This is a genomic window from Novosphingobium sp. MD-1 (assembly GCF_001014975.1).
In the GTDB taxonomy this organism is placed as follows: Bacteria; Pseudomonadota; Alphaproteobacteria; order Sphingomonadales; family Sphingomonadaceae; genus Novosphingobium.
On the sequence record NZ_BBXA01000013.1, the window covers coordinates 377,861 to 391,610 of the forward strand.

The following is a 13,750-nucleotide window of genomic DNA, read 5'->3' on the forward strand; positions in this document are numbered from 1 at the left end:
TTACACCGGCGGGGCGGAGGACGACCCGTTGCGGTTGATGACGAGGATACCGCTCAAGGCCCGTCGAGCACCAACCCGCTCGCGCTCATGATTTTGCGAAAATGGGGCTGCAATCGAGCGATCTGCTTGTCGGTCGGACAGAACAAATCACCCCTGATTCAGGCAACTCCATGAACGCCTGGACCACAGCATCGTCAGGGAAGCAACGGCTTCAGATCCTAAGCGTTTTCGTGCCCGGTGAGCAGGGCTTGCCGGACATCGCGCCAGTTTTCTGTCTTGGGGTAGGCAAAGCTTAGCGCGCGGATGGTCCGCAGTTTGGCCTGGGGACCGGTGAACGGTACGGTCGACGTCGCTTCATAAGACCGGACTGCATCGAGCAACATGCGGCGCGCACGGTAGATGACCCGGTCGCACGTCCCGAGGTATTCGCGGCTGCGGTCCACGATGGTCCCCATCGATTCCTGCACGGCGAAATCCTCGTACGGGTTGCCGCGGTTGACGATGCCGGACCAGTGTCCGGCCTTCATCGCCTCGCGGTCCTGGTGCCAGAGGTTGGATTCATCGCCCATGTCCGAATTGAAGTGGTCGGGATCGCCGCTCCAGTTGCCCATCAACGTCAGGTTGCTGCCATCGACGGGCGCATCGGCATCGTAGGAGATGTACCACTGCGCCGTGGTTTCGTCGTCGATCGGTATCGAGCAACACACGATCCGCGCGCCCGTGGGGGCGGCGGGAATGAAGCTGAAGAAGGGCAGGACGACCTCGCGCACCCGGGCATAGTCCTGATCGCCCAGTTCCGTGCGGATCGCCCCTTCGGTGAAGCCATAGGGCTTTTCATCGAACTCGAAGACGGGCGCGCCGTCACCCAGCATCATGTCACTCTCTTCGAGGAAGAGCGAGCGGCCGACCGCGCTGTCGAGATTGGTGGCGTGCAGGAAGGTGACATGCGCGCTGTCGAGCAGGGCTTCGAGACCCTGCAGCCAGTTGGTCTTGATGATCCCGCGCAAGGGGAACACGTGCGTATCGGGCAGTTGCGTAAACTCGAAGTCGGGGAAGGGCGGGGGCGTCTCTTGCGCGCCCATGTAGACCCATACGAGCCCGCCGGCCTCGTGCGTGGGATGGCTGCGGACGGGCACGCTTTGCGCAAAGCGTTCCCTCTGGCTGCGCGGTTCCGTGGGAGCATCGACGCATTCGCCGTCGACGCTGAACTTCCAGCCATGGAAAATGCAGCGCAGGCCGTTCCCTTCGTTGCGCGCCAGGCGCAGGCTCGCGCAGCGATGCGGGCATGCTTCCTGCAGAAAGCCGACCCGTCCGTCGGTCGCGCGGAAGGCGACGAAGTTCTCGCCGAAGAGGCGCACCTTCTCCGGGGCGCCATCGGCTTCCAGCTTGGCCGAGCGGCACGCCGGCACCCAGTATTCCCGCAACATGGTGCCCATCGGCGTGCCCGGCCCGATCCGGGTGAGCAGGGTGTTGTCGGCGGAATTGAGCATGTTCGATCTCCCAATCGCGTTGCGAAGGTCGGCCGCAAAGGCCGCCTTGCGGATTTCCCCCAAGGCTAGGACGATAATTCCGGTTGGCAAGAAATAATTCATGCGGGAGGGGTGCGAGGCTCACGCACCCGCTTGCGGAGCCCCATATTTCATGATAGCCGGAATTAATAATTCAGCCGCCCAAGAATAATGGGCGCTTAACGGGAGAGGGATCATGAAGCGATTCCATGGCAATGCGTGTGTGATGGCCATCGCGCTCGGAACGTTGCCGGCCACGGCTTATGCCGAAGCCGGCGATGCCGATCCGCAGACAGGGCAGTTGGGCGAGATCATCGTGACCGCCGAACGGGTGAGCCAGAGCCAGCAAAAGACACCGCTGGCGATCGACGTGGTAACGGCCGATGATCTGGCGATACAGCGCGTCACGCGTGCGGAAGACCTTTCCCGCACCTCCCCCGCGCTCGCGACCATCGGTGGCTCCGGCGGCACGACCACGTTCTATCTGCGCGGCGTGGGCAACAATACGGTCAACGCCTATTCCGACCCCGCCATCGCCTTCAACTACGACGGGGTTTACATTGGCCGGCCCAGCTCGACCTCCGGCATGTTCTATGACCTGGCGCGCGTGGAAGTGCTCAAGGGGCCGCAAGGCACACTCTACGGACGCAATGCCACGGGCGGCGCGATCAATGTCATTCCCAACCGCCCGAAGCTGAACAGCACCGGGGGCGAGGTCAGCGCCGGCTATGGCAATTACAACTGGTTGACGCTGCAGGGTGCGGTCAACCTGCCGCTGGGCGAGAACGTGGCGATCCGCGCCGCGGGCAACCTCTCCCGCCACGATGCCTTTCTCAGCGATGGCACCGGAAACCAGCGGGAAGCCGGCGCCCGCGTCCAGATCTATGCGGAGCCGAGCGCGGCGCTCGATGTGCGGCTGGCGTTCGACTATGCCCACCAGGGCGGCGCCAGCGCGTCAGGCTATTACGTCGGCGCGGTGAACCCCACCTTCGGCCCCACGGGCTTTGCCGGATACAACTTCGTGCCTTCGGGCTTTTCCACCCAGCAGGGAACCGGTGATCCCGCGTCGCAGGGCTTGCTGGCCTCGCGCTTTCTGGCGCAGGCGGGGCGTGCCGGCGCCGTGCAGGACGGCCGTCCTTCCAACGACAACAATTACTGGGGCGTCACCGCCGAACTGAACTACAAGACGGATGCCGGAACGCTCACGATCCAGCCGGCCTGGCGCGAGGCGAACCTCGATTACGTCTTCACCAACATCTTCCGCGAATCCGGTTCGAAGGAAAAGGATCGGCAGGCCAGCGTCGAGGCGCGGTGGGCGGGTAGCTTGGGCAAGCAGCTGGATTACCTGATCGGCGGCATCTATTACGACGAGCGGATTTCGGCGAGCGCGTGGTACAACCAGTGGACGCTTTCGCCTTTCCAGAACTTCAAGACCAGCACGGAATCGTGGGCGGGCTTCGGCAAGGTCACCTTCAAGCCGGTGGAGGGGCTGAGCCTCACAGCGGCCGGGCGCTACACGTCGGACCGCAAGACCTTCAACGGCACGTCGCAGGTGTATCTGCTGTTCTGCGGCCAGCCCGGCATCGGCAATGTCTGTCCGAACACGCCGCTTATCCCCCGCGTGCAGACCGCCGCCGATGTTGAAGCGTTCTACGCCGCCAACGGCGTGCCGATCACCAATGTGCCGCTGTTCGTGCTGCCGCCGTTTGCGGGCGGATCGACCACGGCGCCCTTCGTGCTGCGCTCGCCGATCCCGGTCAATTCGGGGCTCCGGAACAACAAGTTCACCTATCGTCTGGCCGCGCAGTACGATTTTTCACCGCGCAACATGGTCTATGCCAGCTTTGAAACGGGATACCATGCGGGTGGCTTCACCTTCGCCCGTGGACTGGAATCCTATGCGCCGGAAACGCTGGACGCCTACACCATCGGATCGAAGAACCGGTTCTTCGGCAACAAGCTGCAGGTCAACCTCGAAGGCTTCATCTGGAAGTACCGCAACCAGCAGTTCAGCCAGTTCGGCTATGACCTTGGCAATCCGCCATCGACGGTGTTTCTGACGCGCAACATCGGCAACAGCACCATCAAGGGCTTCGATCTCGACGTCGAACTCCTTGCCGCGACCGATACCCTGTTGTCAGGCTCGGTGCAGTATCTCGACACGAGCTATGACAGCTTCGTCTATTATGTGCCGAACCAGGGGCTGCCGCCCAACACGGCCTGTCCCTTCGCGCCGACCACGCAGACGACACCGGGCGGCACGATCAACGTCTATGCGATCAACTGTTCCGGCCGGCCGGCGTTCAATGCGCCGAAGTGGTCCGTCACGCTCAACGGGCAGCAAACGTTCCACCTCGATACGCTCAAGCTGGTGCTCCAGGCCAACACCCGGTTCCGCAGTTCCACCTTCGTCAGCGCCGATTACCTTTCGTACCTGAAGGCACCGGCCAATTTCGTCACCACGCTTTCGGTGACGCTGGCGGAGGAAAGCGATCGCTGGTCGATCACGGGCTATGTCTTCAACGTCGAAAACAACCAGCGCATCGTGAATCCCTTTGCCAACAGCGCCAACCTGATCGTCGCCAACGCGGAGCAACCCCGTACTTACGGCATCCGGGCGGCGTTCAAGTTCTAGCATGAGCCAGCACCAGCTATCCGGAGCCATATTCCCATGACAGTTTCGGTCACCGACCTTCAGTACGTCGCCCTCGCCGTTCCGGACATTGCGGCGGAGAGCGATTTCTTCCGCGATGTCTGGAAGCTCGAACCCGCGTTCGAGCAGAACGGGATGGTGTACCTCGCGGCGATAGGGTCTTCGCATCCTTATGTGATCCGCCTGCGCCAGGACGAGGTCCGCAAGACCGATCTGATCGGCTATTCGGCGGCAAGCCGCTCCGATGTCGATGCCCTGTTTGCCCAGGTGCAAGGTTCGGGCGCGAAGATCATCAGCGAGCCCGCCGAACTGGACGGTCCGGCGGGAGGCTATGGCTTCAGGGCCTTCGATCCCGACGGCCATGCCTTCGAAGTGGTCGCCGACAGTGCGCAGCGGACGGTGGGCGAGTTGCCGTCCGCACTGGCGGCGCCGTTGCGCATCAGCCACGTCGTGCTCCATTCGCCCGCGCACAAGGCGCTGGAGCAATGGTATCGCGACGTGCTGGGGTTCCGGCTTTCGGACTGGCTCGGCGATTTCATGGTGTTCCTGCGCTGCAATCCGGCCCACCACCGCCTGGCGATCCTGCCGGGACCGCCCGCGCTCAACCACATCGCGTTCGACGTCGCCTCGATCGATGCCCTGATGCGCGGCCTGGCCCGGATGAACGGGGCCGGGATCGAACTGCAATGGGGGCCAGGGCGCCATACGGCGGGCAACAACACCTTCACCTATTACACCACACCCAACGGCAACACGGTGGAGTACACGTCGGACCTCGAGGAAGTTGACGAGGCGACGTGGCAGCCGAAGGTCCATACGCCGGGGCTTGAGACGATGGACCAGTGGGGCACCGGGCGTATCATCCCCGGAAACAAGCCTCATGCCGAAATGGCACCGGATCCGGCGCTGTGGCAGGTGCCGGCATGATTGCCTCGGCACTGGTGATCGGTGGCGGCATCGCGGGGATGAGCGCCGCGCTCGTGCTGAGCGGGCAGGGCGTGGCGGTCGATCTGATCGATGCCGATCCCGAATGGCGCACCTATGGCGCGGGCATCAGCGTGACCGGTACCTCGCTGCGCGCGCTCGACGATCTGGGCTTGCTCGATGAAGTGCGCCGGCGCGGGCACGTCGCCTCGGGCTTCAAGGGGCGCTCGCCGGACGGTGGCATCCTGTTCGAAGCGCCGCTGGTGCCGGATGCCGCTCCGATCAACTGCAGCGGCGGCATCATGCGGTCCGAACTGCACGAGATTTTGTCCGCAAAGGTCAAGGTCTCTCCGGTGGCGGTGCGGCTGGGTACCACGGTCGGTTCGCTGGATGACACGGGCGACGGCGTCGACGTCGCATTCTCGGATGGATCGCGCGGGCGCTTCGATCTGGTGATCGGGGCTGACGGCATCTATTCGCAGACCCGCAGCCATCTCTTCCCCGATGCCCCGGCCCCGGTCTTCACCGGGCAGGGCTGCTGGCGAGCGGTCGCGCCCCGGCCAGAGGGCATGACCGGAACGGAGATGTTCTTCGGCGGGCCGGTGAAGCTGGGCTTCAATCCCGTTTCGCCCACACACATGTACCTCTTCGCGCTGGAGCACGTGCCGGACAACCCGCGCTATGCCCAAGAGGATATGGTTGGCCGTCTCAAGGATCTGCTGGCCGGCTTCGGAAGCTATGTTGCCGAGGTGCGCGATGGTCTGGGCGATCGCTCGCTGGTGAACTACCGGCCGCTGGAATGGCAACTGCTGGCGGACCCCTGGTACAAGGGACGCGTCGTGCTGGTCGGCGATGCCGCCCATGCCACCACGCCCCACATGGCGTCGGGCGCGGGCATGGCGATCGAGGACGCGCTGGTGCTAGGGCGCGAGCTTGCCGGGCATGACAGCATCGATGCCGCGCTGGCCTCGTTCATGGCGCACCGCTTCGAACGCGCGCGGATCGTGGTGGAGAATTCGGTGCGGATCGGCACGATCGAGATGACCGGCGGGGACCAGGTGGAAGCCAATCGTATGCTGGGCGGCACGCTGGCGGCGCTGCAGAAGCCCTATTGAAGCCAGAAACCCCATTGAAGAAGGTGCAACCGAACGTGGACTTTACCGGTATCGCAACGATCGAGATCGATGGCGCGCCTGCGGCGGTGGCCGTGCGCGCGGGCAAGGCCTTGCCACTCGCGCGGGTTGGCCTGCCGAATGATGCCCTGCGGCTGCTGGAGACGTGGGAAGAGACGTGCGCGGTTGTTGCCGAGCTCGGCGAGGACGCCTGGGCGCAGGCTGTGCCGTTCGACATGGCGGACGCGCTGGTTCCTTACGTGCCCCGGCAGGTGTTCTGCACGGGGGCGAACTATCGCAAGCACGTGATCGGCCTGATGATGGGCGATCCGTCGATGCGCACCGCCGACATGGAGGGCAAGTCGCCCGAGGAACTGCGCGCCCACGCCGAACGCGTGATGGACGAGAAGGCGAAGACATCGACCCCCTTCTGCTTCATCAAGCTGCCGTCCGCCGTGATCGGGCCGAATGATACGGTGGTCCTGCCGCGGCAGGTCGAAAAGCCCGATTGGGAACTGGAACTGGGCGTCGTGATCGGCAAGCGCTGCCGCCATGTGTCGCCCGAACAGGCCATGGACCACGTCGCCGCCTATGCCGTGGTGAACGACGTGACCGCGCGCGAACTGATCTTCCGCAAGGACGGCTCGGCCGTCGGGCCGGACTGGTTGGCGGGCAAGAGCTTTCCCACGTTCCTGCCGTTCGGCCCCTTGCTGGTGCCGCGCCAGAACGTGGCCGATCCCTATGCGCTGAACATCCGGCTTTCGGTGAATGGCAAGGTTTATCAAAACGAATCCACGTCCGACATGATGATCGGCATCGAACGGCAGATCGCGTTCCTGTCGAGCATCGTGGAACTGCAGCCCGGCGACCTGATCTGCACCGGTTCGCCCTACGGCAACGGATCGGCCTTCGGAGTTTACCTGCAGGATGGCGATGTGATGGAGGGAGAAATCACGGGCCTGGGGCAGCAGCGCAATCCTTGCGTGAAGGAAGGCGCCGCCGGTTAACGCCGGCGGAGCCCGTCGAGCAGGAGTTTCGGCACGAACGCCTCGTATTCCTGCTCCAGCGCGGCAAGATCGGTTCCTTCCGGCACGAGCATCTTCACCACCTCTTCGCCGGAGTGGAAGAAATCGCTGATCCCGATCACGGCCAGATGGACAAACAGGGGAGAGAAATCGGTCAGTTGCTTGTCCTGGTCGGCATCGAGCAAGGCCTGGTAGGCCTCGACCGGCATGCTCTGCCATTTGCGCAGCTTCTCGCGCACTTCGGGCGAGCGGACGCTGCTCAATTCCTCGGCCATCAGCCGCTGCATGTATCGAGCCGATCGGGTGAAGCGGAACGTGCGGTGGATCAGGTCTTCCAGCCCCGCCTCGGGCGTAAGGTCTTCCGAACGGGTTTCGACCTCGGCCTGAAGCGCGATCTGTTGCGTGACCTCCAGCAGCAAGGCCTCGCGCGATCCGAAATAGTAGCGGACAAGGGCAGGGTCCGCCCCGGCCTCGCGCGCGATGGCGGCGATCGTCACTTGCGCCGGCGTCAATTCCTGAAGCAGCTTCTTCGCCGCGGCAATCAGCGTTTCCTTGCCAACGCCATCCCCCGAACCGACCGGTCGTCCCTTGCCCCTGCGCGGCTGTTTGCTGCTGCTCATTTTTCACCCTTAGCGCGCGACTTAATTCTTGAGAACAGGAATAAAAGCGTTAGGGTTGAGGCGGGAGAAGGAGACGGGAATGGCGAATTGGGCCTTCACGCAGGGCGTCCATGATATCGGCAACGGCGTTTACGGCTATGTCCAGCCCGACGGTACATGGGGATGGTCGAACGCCGGGCTGATCGTATCGCGGGGAGAAACCCTGCTGGTCGATACGCTGATGAGCCGGAGCCTGACCAGGACGATGCTGGCGGACTTTGCGCGCGTCGACGGTGGCGATCATATCGATCGTCTGGTGAACACGCACGCGAACCCCGATCATTTCGTGGGCAACGGACTTGTCGAAGGGGCCGAGATCATCGCGACGGTCGAAACCGCGCGCGAGATGGGTGGGTTCGATCCGGTCCGATTCGCCAGCCTGGCCGATAACTGGCGGGCGATGGGCGATGCCGGGGCCTTTCTTTACGAAACCATGGGCCGCAAGTTCGACTGGAGCGACCTTGATTCCGTCGCCATGCCCAACCGTACCTTCGAAAAGTCGCTGCAGCTGAGCGTCGGCGATACCGCGGTCGAGCTGATCGACCTTGGCCCGGCGCATACCGCCTCCGACACGATTGCCTGGCTGCCGCAGCAGCGCGTGGTCTTCACCGGGGATCTGCTGTTCAACGAAGGGCACCCGATCATGTGGGACGGCCCGATCGAAAACTGGATCGCCGCCTGCGAACACATCATCGCGCTCGATCCCGAAGTGGTTGTGCCCGGCCACGGCCCGATCACGGATACCGTGGCGGTCGCCAACCTGCGGGACTACTTCCGCTATGTCCGGGACGAGGCGCGCCGGCGGTTCGAAGCCGGGATGGGCTGGAAGGAGGCCGGGCGCGACATCAACATGGCCGAGTATCGCGGCTGGACCGATCCGGAGCGCATCGTGGCCAACGTTTTCGCGCTGTACCGGCAGTGGGGGGCGCCGCTCGCGCCGGAGGACGGGGCCGACCTGTTCGGGGAAATGGGCCGCTATGCCCGCGAACTGGCTGGGCACGAAGGGTGTGGCCATGACCATTGATGCGCCGTTCAACGCCACGCACGATCCCGCCGCGCGTTCGTGGCTCGCTTCGGCCAACCTGCCTGAAACGGATTTCCCCATCCAGAACCTGCCGTTCGGGCTGTTCGAACACGGCGGCCGGGTGCGGGGTGGGGTGGCGCTTGGCGATTGCGTGATCGATCTGGCGGCGCTGGCTGACAGCGGATTGCTCCGTCGCGATGGGGCGCTCGCGGCTGCGAAAGCGGCCAGCGGGGAAACGCTGGCGCCGTTGCTGGCCTGTGCGCCGGCCGACGTAAGCGCCTTGCGCGCGGAGCTTTCGCAGCTGTTCCGCGACGGTGGCGGAGCCGACCGATCGGTGCTGGAGCCAATGCTCGTGCCGTTGTCGGACGTGACGCTGCGCCTGCCGGTCCGTCCGCCGGCGTTCACCGACTTCTGCACGTCTTACGATCACATCGCGCGGATGGGGCGGAAGACGCCCGGACTTGCCGCACTGTCGCTGCCCGTCGCCTACAATGGCCGGGCGAGCTCGGTGGCGGTGAGCGGAACGCCGGTGCAGCGGCCGCTGGGCCAGTTCGAAACCGCGCCCGGCAGCGGCGAAGTGCGCTTTGGCGCCGAACCGATGCTCGATTTCGAACTGGAGTTCGGCGCCTGGCTGCGGGGCGGAAACCCTCCGGGCCAGCCGCTGACCATGGCGGAAGCCGGGCAGGCCCTGTTCGGATGCTGCCTTGTCAACGACTGGTCGGCGCGGGCCATCCAGTTCTTCGAATCCATTCTCGGACCCTATCTGGGCAAGTCGTTCCTGACCACGGTCAGCCCGTGGATCGTCACGATGGAAGCGCTGGCGCCGTTCCGCGTTGCGGCGCGGGGCCGTGGCGAAGGCGAGCCCGCGCTTGCCCGGCATCTTCGCGATCCCGCCGACATTGCCGGGGGAGGGCTGGCGATCGAGCTGACGGCCGATCTTGCCGCGCCCGGCCTTTCCCCCCAGCGGATCGTGCGCACCAACACGCGCGACCTGTACTGGACGCTGGCGCAGATGGTTGCCCACCAGACCTCCAACGGCACGCCGATCGATACCGGCGATCTTATCGCCACCGGGACCGTTTCCGGGCCCGAGGACGAAAGCCGGGCCTGCCTTGCCGAGATCACGCTGGGCAGCGGCGTGCCGATCACGCTCTCCGATGGCAGCACGCGCACGATGCTGGAAGACGGCGACATCCTGACCATACGCGGCCGTGCCACGCGCGATGGCTTCGTTCCGATCGGCTTCGGCGAATGCGCCGGGGCCATCCAACCTGCGCGGAGCCTTGCATGAGCCTGTTCACCTGCGGCGATCGTGCGCCGATCCCGGTCCGCGCACGCGGCCAGCATCTGGTTGTCGACATCCATTGCCACCTCGGCATTCCGGCGGCTGATGCCATCGTGCAGGCGCGCTATCCGGGGCCGCCGCCGGGCATCAACGATTTCACCAGCGCCAAGACCAGCGAGGTCAACCGCGCGATGTTCGGCGCGATGGGCCGCACGCTCAACACGCTCGATACGCGCCTTGCCGACATGGACCGGCTGGGCATCGATGTGCAGGCGCTGTCGCCCAGCCCAGGGCAGTATTTTTACTACGCTGACGCCGAGACCGGCCGGGATGCCGCGCGGGCGGTGAACGACGGGATGGCTGCGGCGGTCGCCAGCCAGCCCGACCGGTTCGTGGGCATGGGCACGGTTCCGCTGCAGAACGCGGAACTGGCCATCGCGGAAATGCGCCGCTGCGTGGCCGAGCTTGATCTGCGCGGCATCGAGATCAGTTCGAACGTCAACGGCGAAGACCTTCACGCCGAACGGCTGCGCCCGTTCTGGGCGGCGGCCGAGGAGCTTGGCGTGCTGATCTTCCTGCATCCCCTGGGTTTCACGCAGGGGCAGCGGATGAGCGAATATTACTTCAACAATCTGATCGGCAATCCGCTGGAGTCCACCTTGGCGATCGGGCACCTGATCTTCAGCGGCACGCTGGACCGGCACCCGGGGCTGAAAATCTGCGTGGCGCACGGCGGCGGCTATCTGCCGGGCTATTGGGGCCGCATGGACCATGGCTGGCGGGCGAGGGGGGATTGCAGCGAGCACTGCCAGCACGCGCCCTCAAGCTATCTGCGCAAGTTATGGCTCGATACGCTGGTGTTCGATCAGGACCAGCTCGACAGCCTGGTCCGCACGCATGGCGCGGATCGGCTGTGCCTGGGTACCGATTATCCCTTCGACATGGCGGAGCCCGATCCCGTCGGTTTCCACGCGCGATTGGCGGAGGAGGACAAGGCGCGCATCCTTGGCCTCAACGCCGCCGGTCTGCTGGGCCTGGCGCCGGCATGACGCCGACCGAGGGGGCGCCGCGGCAGGCCTTGTCGTCGTACTGGGCGCTCGCCGTCCTTTTCCTGACGAACGTTCTCAACCAGGGCGACAGGATGCTGTTCGGCGTGGTGGCCGAACCGATCCGCACGGACCTGCGGTTGAGCGATACGCAGCTGGCGCTGGCCAGCGGTCTGTTCTTCGTGCTGTTCAGCCTGCTCGGGGGCGTGTTCATCGCCAGGCACGTGGACCGGGGCAACCGCGTCAGGATATTGGCGGCGGGCATCGCGCTGTGGTCGTTGGCGACAGCCTGGACCGGACTTGCCCACAGCTACCTCTCCCTGTCGCTGGCCCGGATTCTCGTCGGCATTGGCGAGGCCACGGCTTTTCCCGTGGCCATGTCGATGATACCCGATCTTTTCCGGACCGAAACGCGCGGCCGAGCCGTATCGATCTACCAGTCGAGCAATTTCGTCGGAATCGTCGGAGGTACGATACTGGCCGGGGTTCTTGCCGCCTTGATGGGGTGGCGCAGCATGTTCATCGTGTGCGGCGGAGCTGGCCTGGCGGTGGCCGCGCTTCTGGCCCTCACCGTGCGGGAACCCGCCCGCGCTCGCGCCGACGACGAGTCCCCCGTGGCCTACTGGACCGATCTCGTGACCGGCTTTCGCGCGGTGCTGCGCATAAGGGAGGTATTGTACCTGTCGGTGGGCCTTGGCTTCACCGCCATGATGGGGTCGGTGCTGGGAGCATGGGGGCCGGCGTTCCTGATCCGGCTGCACGGGATCGAACTGGGGCAGGTGGGGATTTTGATCGGTCCGCCGGTCGGGCTTGGCGGCATTGTCGGGACCGTCGCGTCAGGTTTTCTCGCCGACGGCGTGGTACGCCGCACCGGGCGGCGCAATGCCATGCTGCGGGTTTCGTTGGTGGCGGTCCTGCTCTCCCTGCCGTTCATGGCGGGCTTCGTCTTCGTGCGGGAAATCCAGCTTGCCCTGGTGTGCGCCGGCGTCATGAACCTGCTGCTCAGCGCGGCCATTCCGCCGATCATGAACTACGCGATCGGGCTGGTCGGACCGCGCGAGCGCGGGATCACCGCGACCGTCGTGATCATCCTGATGGGCCTCGTCGGGGGAGCACTCGGTCCGGCTGTTGTCGGCGCGATCAGCGATGGGTGGCAGGCCGAACACGGCGCGCAGGCGCTCCGCTACGGACTGGCCGCGATGCTGGTTTCCCCGATCATCGCCGGGTGGATCATCGCGTCCGTGCTGAGAACGGGCGACGTCAGGATCTGAGCGACAGTCCGAATACCGGCCTGCCTGGGGCAAGGCGGAAGCTGGCCTTCCCGTCATCGCCTCCTGCGTACGATTCCGCTGTTTATGAAACCGTGAGGTTCATTGCGGGAACATCTCGACATGGGTTTCAGCGGTGCGACCGTAGTAGACGACGCGGCGCCCCAGGAACGAAACGATATAGCCGGCGCAGCCTTTGTCTTTCGCCTTTTCGCTGAAGGCAGCATAGCTATAGTCGGGATCGCCGGCCTGAGCCCAGCGCACTAGCGCTTCGACGCCCGCGTTGTCGAATGTGGCAGCGATGGCGCCCGCCGAATGCAGCAAATCGAGTTCGATGCAATCGCCATCGGGCAGATAGCAGGTCTGGCTGTTGCGACGATAGTCGACCGTATAGCCTTCGAACCCGGCATCGATCAGCCTGTGGATGATTTCCGGGAAGCTCAGGCTGCCATCACAGGCCGCATCGAGGCAGGCTTTGGCCACAGCAATCCGTTCCGCGTCCATGCGCAGTTCCTTTCTTCGATGATATGGAAGGCGGTCAGTCGACGGGCATGGCTGACAGCTTGTGCTTGTCGATGAGTGTTTGCAGCAGTGCGCGCAGCCTTTCCTGCTCTTTACCGGTCAGGGCAGCGAGAAAGACGGCGTCGTTCTCATCGGCAAGGTGAGCAAGCGCCGGCACCTTCTCCGCCCCGACGGTAGACAGTGAAAGGCGTTGCGCGCGCTTATCATCCGGGTTGCCGGCGCGTTCGATCAGTCCTTTCGCCACTAACCGGTCTGCGAGCTTGCTTATGGCCCCCCTGGTCATACCCATCCTGCCGGCCAGGGCCGACGGCGCGACAGCTTGGCCGCCATAGAGGGAGCGCAGCATCACCCATTCGGCCACCGTCACGCCTTCGCCCGCCACCTTGCGCGCGAACTCCTGCGACACCGCGTTCGACACCATGCGCAAAAGATAGCCCGTATGGGCGGTAAGGTCGGAAACAGCAGCCATGGTCGGTCCAATTTGTTGACTAGGAAACTACAGGAAAATGTTTCCTAGTCAACATACGGATTCGAATGGCGAGAACTGGTCTCGTCCGCGGGAGCGGAGTGATGCGGCTGGCGCGCAGGAAAGCCCCATTCCAGCAAAGCATCGGGCAGCGTTGGCCTGTCGCCCACAACGCCATTATCCGCGGTGCCCGATCGCGGCGTTCATCCATTAATTAAATATGAGTAGAATATTATTGATGCCCTTGGGGGCGCATGC

Annotated in this window: 12 protein-coding genes; 8 read left to right on the forward strand and 4 right to left on the reverse strand. The window is 64.5% G+C overall.

Annotation, left to right across the window (positions count from 1 at the left end; all coding sequences use genetic code 11):
* Positions 1-218: 218 nt before the first annotated feature.
* Positions 219-1,490 carry a Rieske 2Fe-2S domain-containing protein gene (locus NMD1_RS02225; protein WP_158453860.1) on the reverse strand — a complete coding sequence of 424 codons (1,272 nt, stop codon included), beginning with the start codon at positions 1,488-1,490 and terminating at the stop codon, positions 219-221.
* Between the two features lie 214 nt (positions 1,491-1,704).
* Between NMD1_RS02225 and NMD1_RS02230 the strand changes: the two genes are divergently transcribed.
* The 4 genes from NMD1_RS02230 to NMD1_RS02245 are packed head-to-tail and all read left to right on the forward strand — an operon-like array spanning position 1,705 to position 7,204.
* Entirely contained in the window at positions 1,705-4,143 is a 2,439-nt protein-coding gene (locus tag NMD1_RS02230) for a TonB-dependent receptor (protein ID WP_125953436.1), read from the forward strand.
* Positions 4,144-4,179: 36 nt separating this feature from the next.
* Positions 4,180-5,088, forward strand: a complete 909-nt coding sequence (locus NMD1_RS02235) for a VOC family protein (RefSeq protein WP_125953437.1) — start codon at positions 4,180-4,182, stop codon at positions 5,086-5,088.
* Entirely contained in the window at positions 5,085-6,200 is a 1,116-nt protein-coding gene (locus NMD1_RS02240) for an FAD-dependent oxidoreductase (RefSeq protein WP_125953438.1), read from the forward strand. The genes NMD1_RS02235 and NMD1_RS02240 overlap by 4 nt, the downstream gene beginning before the upstream one ends.
* Positions 6,201-6,223: 23 nt before the next feature.
* Entirely contained in the window at positions 6,224-7,204 is a 981-nt protein-coding gene (locus NMD1_RS02245) for a fumarylacetoacetate hydrolase family protein (protein WP_233497341.1), read from the forward strand.
* On the opposite strand, the gene NMD1_RS02250 is transcribed toward NMD1_RS02245, so the two are convergent.
* A complete protein-coding gene (locus tag NMD1_RS02250) occupies positions 7,201-7,842 on the reverse strand; it encodes a TetR/AcrR family transcriptional regulator (RefSeq protein WP_125953439.1) in 642 nt (213 codons plus the stop codon). The two genes, NMD1_RS02245 and NMD1_RS02250, sit on opposite strands and share 4 nt — an antisense overlap.
* A 79-nt stretch (positions 7,843-7,921) precedes the next feature.
* Here NMD1_RS02250 and NMD1_RS02255 point away from each other — a divergent pair, with 79 nt between their 5' ends.
* Genes NMD1_RS02255 through NMD1_RS02270 form a run of 4 tightly spaced genes read left to right on the forward strand, consistent with a single transcriptional unit; the run spans position 7,922 to position 12,507 of the window.
* Complete coding sequence (locus tag NMD1_RS02255; protein ID WP_125953440.1) at positions 7,922-8,905, forward strand: MBL fold metallo-hydrolase; 984 nt, start codon at positions 7,922-7,924, stop codon at positions 8,903-8,905.
* Positions 8,895-10,196 (forward strand): fumarylacetoacetate hydrolase family protein, encoded by a 1,302-nt coding sequence (locus NMD1_RS02260; RefSeq protein ID WP_125953441.1) that lies wholly within the window; start codon positions 8,895-8,897, stop codon positions 10,194-10,196. Before NMD1_RS02255 ends, NMD1_RS02260 begins: the two co-directional genes overlap by 11 nt.
* On the forward strand, positions 10,193-11,239 hold the full coding sequence (locus NMD1_RS02265; protein ID WP_125953442.1) for an amidohydrolase family protein: 1,047 nt from the start codon (positions 10,193-10,195) through the stop codon (positions 11,237-11,239). The genes NMD1_RS02260 and NMD1_RS02265 overlap by 4 nt, the downstream gene beginning before the upstream one ends.
* The gene (locus tag NMD1_RS02270) at positions 11,236-12,507 is read left to right on the forward strand and encodes an MFS transporter (protein WP_125953443.1); all 1,272 of its coding nucleotides are present in this window, start codon (positions 11,236-11,238) and stop codon (positions 12,505-12,507) included. The genes NMD1_RS02265 and NMD1_RS02270 overlap by 4 nt, the downstream gene beginning before the upstream one ends.
* Positions 12,508-12,606: 99 nt before the next feature.
* On the opposite strand, the gene NMD1_RS02275 is transcribed toward NMD1_RS02270, so the two are convergent.
* Positions 12,607-13,008 (reverse strand): DUF1398 domain-containing protein, encoded by a 402-nt coding sequence (locus tag NMD1_RS02275; protein ID WP_125953444.1) that lies wholly within the window; start codon positions 13,006-13,008, stop codon positions 12,607-12,609.
* Positions 13,009-13,042: 34 nt separating this feature from the next.
* A complete protein-coding gene (locus tag NMD1_RS02280; RefSeq protein ID WP_125953445.1) occupies positions 13,043-13,495 on the reverse strand; it encodes a MarR family winged helix-turn-helix transcriptional regulator in 453 nt (150 codons plus the stop codon).
* Positions 13,496-13,750: the final 255 nt, after the last annotated feature.

Excerpts from the sequence above, each read along its gene's own strand:
- NMD1_RS02280 (WP_125953445.1), bottom strand. The coding sequence starts at position 13,495 with ATGGCTGCTGTTTCCGACCTTACCGCCCATACGGGCTATCTTTTGCGC.
- NMD1_RS02265 (WP_125953442.1), top strand. The coding sequence starts at position 10,193 with ATGAGCCTGTTCACCTGCGGCGATCGTGCGCCGATCCCGGTCCGCGCA.
- NMD1_RS02225 (WP_158453860.1), bottom strand. The coding sequence starts at position 1,490 with ATGCTCAATTCCGCCGACAACACCCTGCTCACCCGGATCGGGCCGGGC.
- NMD1_RS02255 (WP_125953440.1), top strand. The coding sequence starts at position 7,922 with ATGGCGAATTGGGCCTTCACGCAGGGCGTCCATGATATCGGCAACGGC.
- NMD1_RS02230 (WP_125953436.1), top strand. The coding sequence starts at position 1,705 with ATGAAGCGATTCCATGGCAATGCGTGTGTGATGGCCATCGCGCTCGGA.
- NMD1_RS02250 (WP_125953439.1), bottom strand. The coding sequence starts at position 7,842 with ATGAGCAGCAGCAAACAGCCGCGCAGGGGCAAGGGACGACCGGTCGGT.
- NMD1_RS02260 (WP_125953441.1), top strand. The coding sequence starts at position 8,895 with ATGACCATTGATGCGCCGTTCAACGCCACGCACGATCCCGCCGCGCGT.
- NMD1_RS02275 (WP_125953444.1), bottom strand. The coding sequence starts at position 13,008 with ATGGACGCGGAACGGATTGCTGTGGCCAAAGCCTGCCTCGATGCGGCC.
- NMD1_RS02240 (WP_125953438.1), top strand. The coding sequence starts at position 5,085 with ATGATTGCCTCGGCACTGGTGATCGGTGGCGGCATCGCGGGGATGAGC.
- NMD1_RS02270 (WP_125953443.1), top strand. The coding sequence starts at position 11,236 with ATGACGCCGACCGAGGGGGCGCCGCGGCAGGCCTTGTCGTCGTACTGG.
- NMD1_RS02235 (WP_125953437.1), top strand. The coding sequence starts at position 4,180 with ATGACAGTTTCGGTCACCGACCTTCAGTACGTCGCCCTCGCCGTTCCG.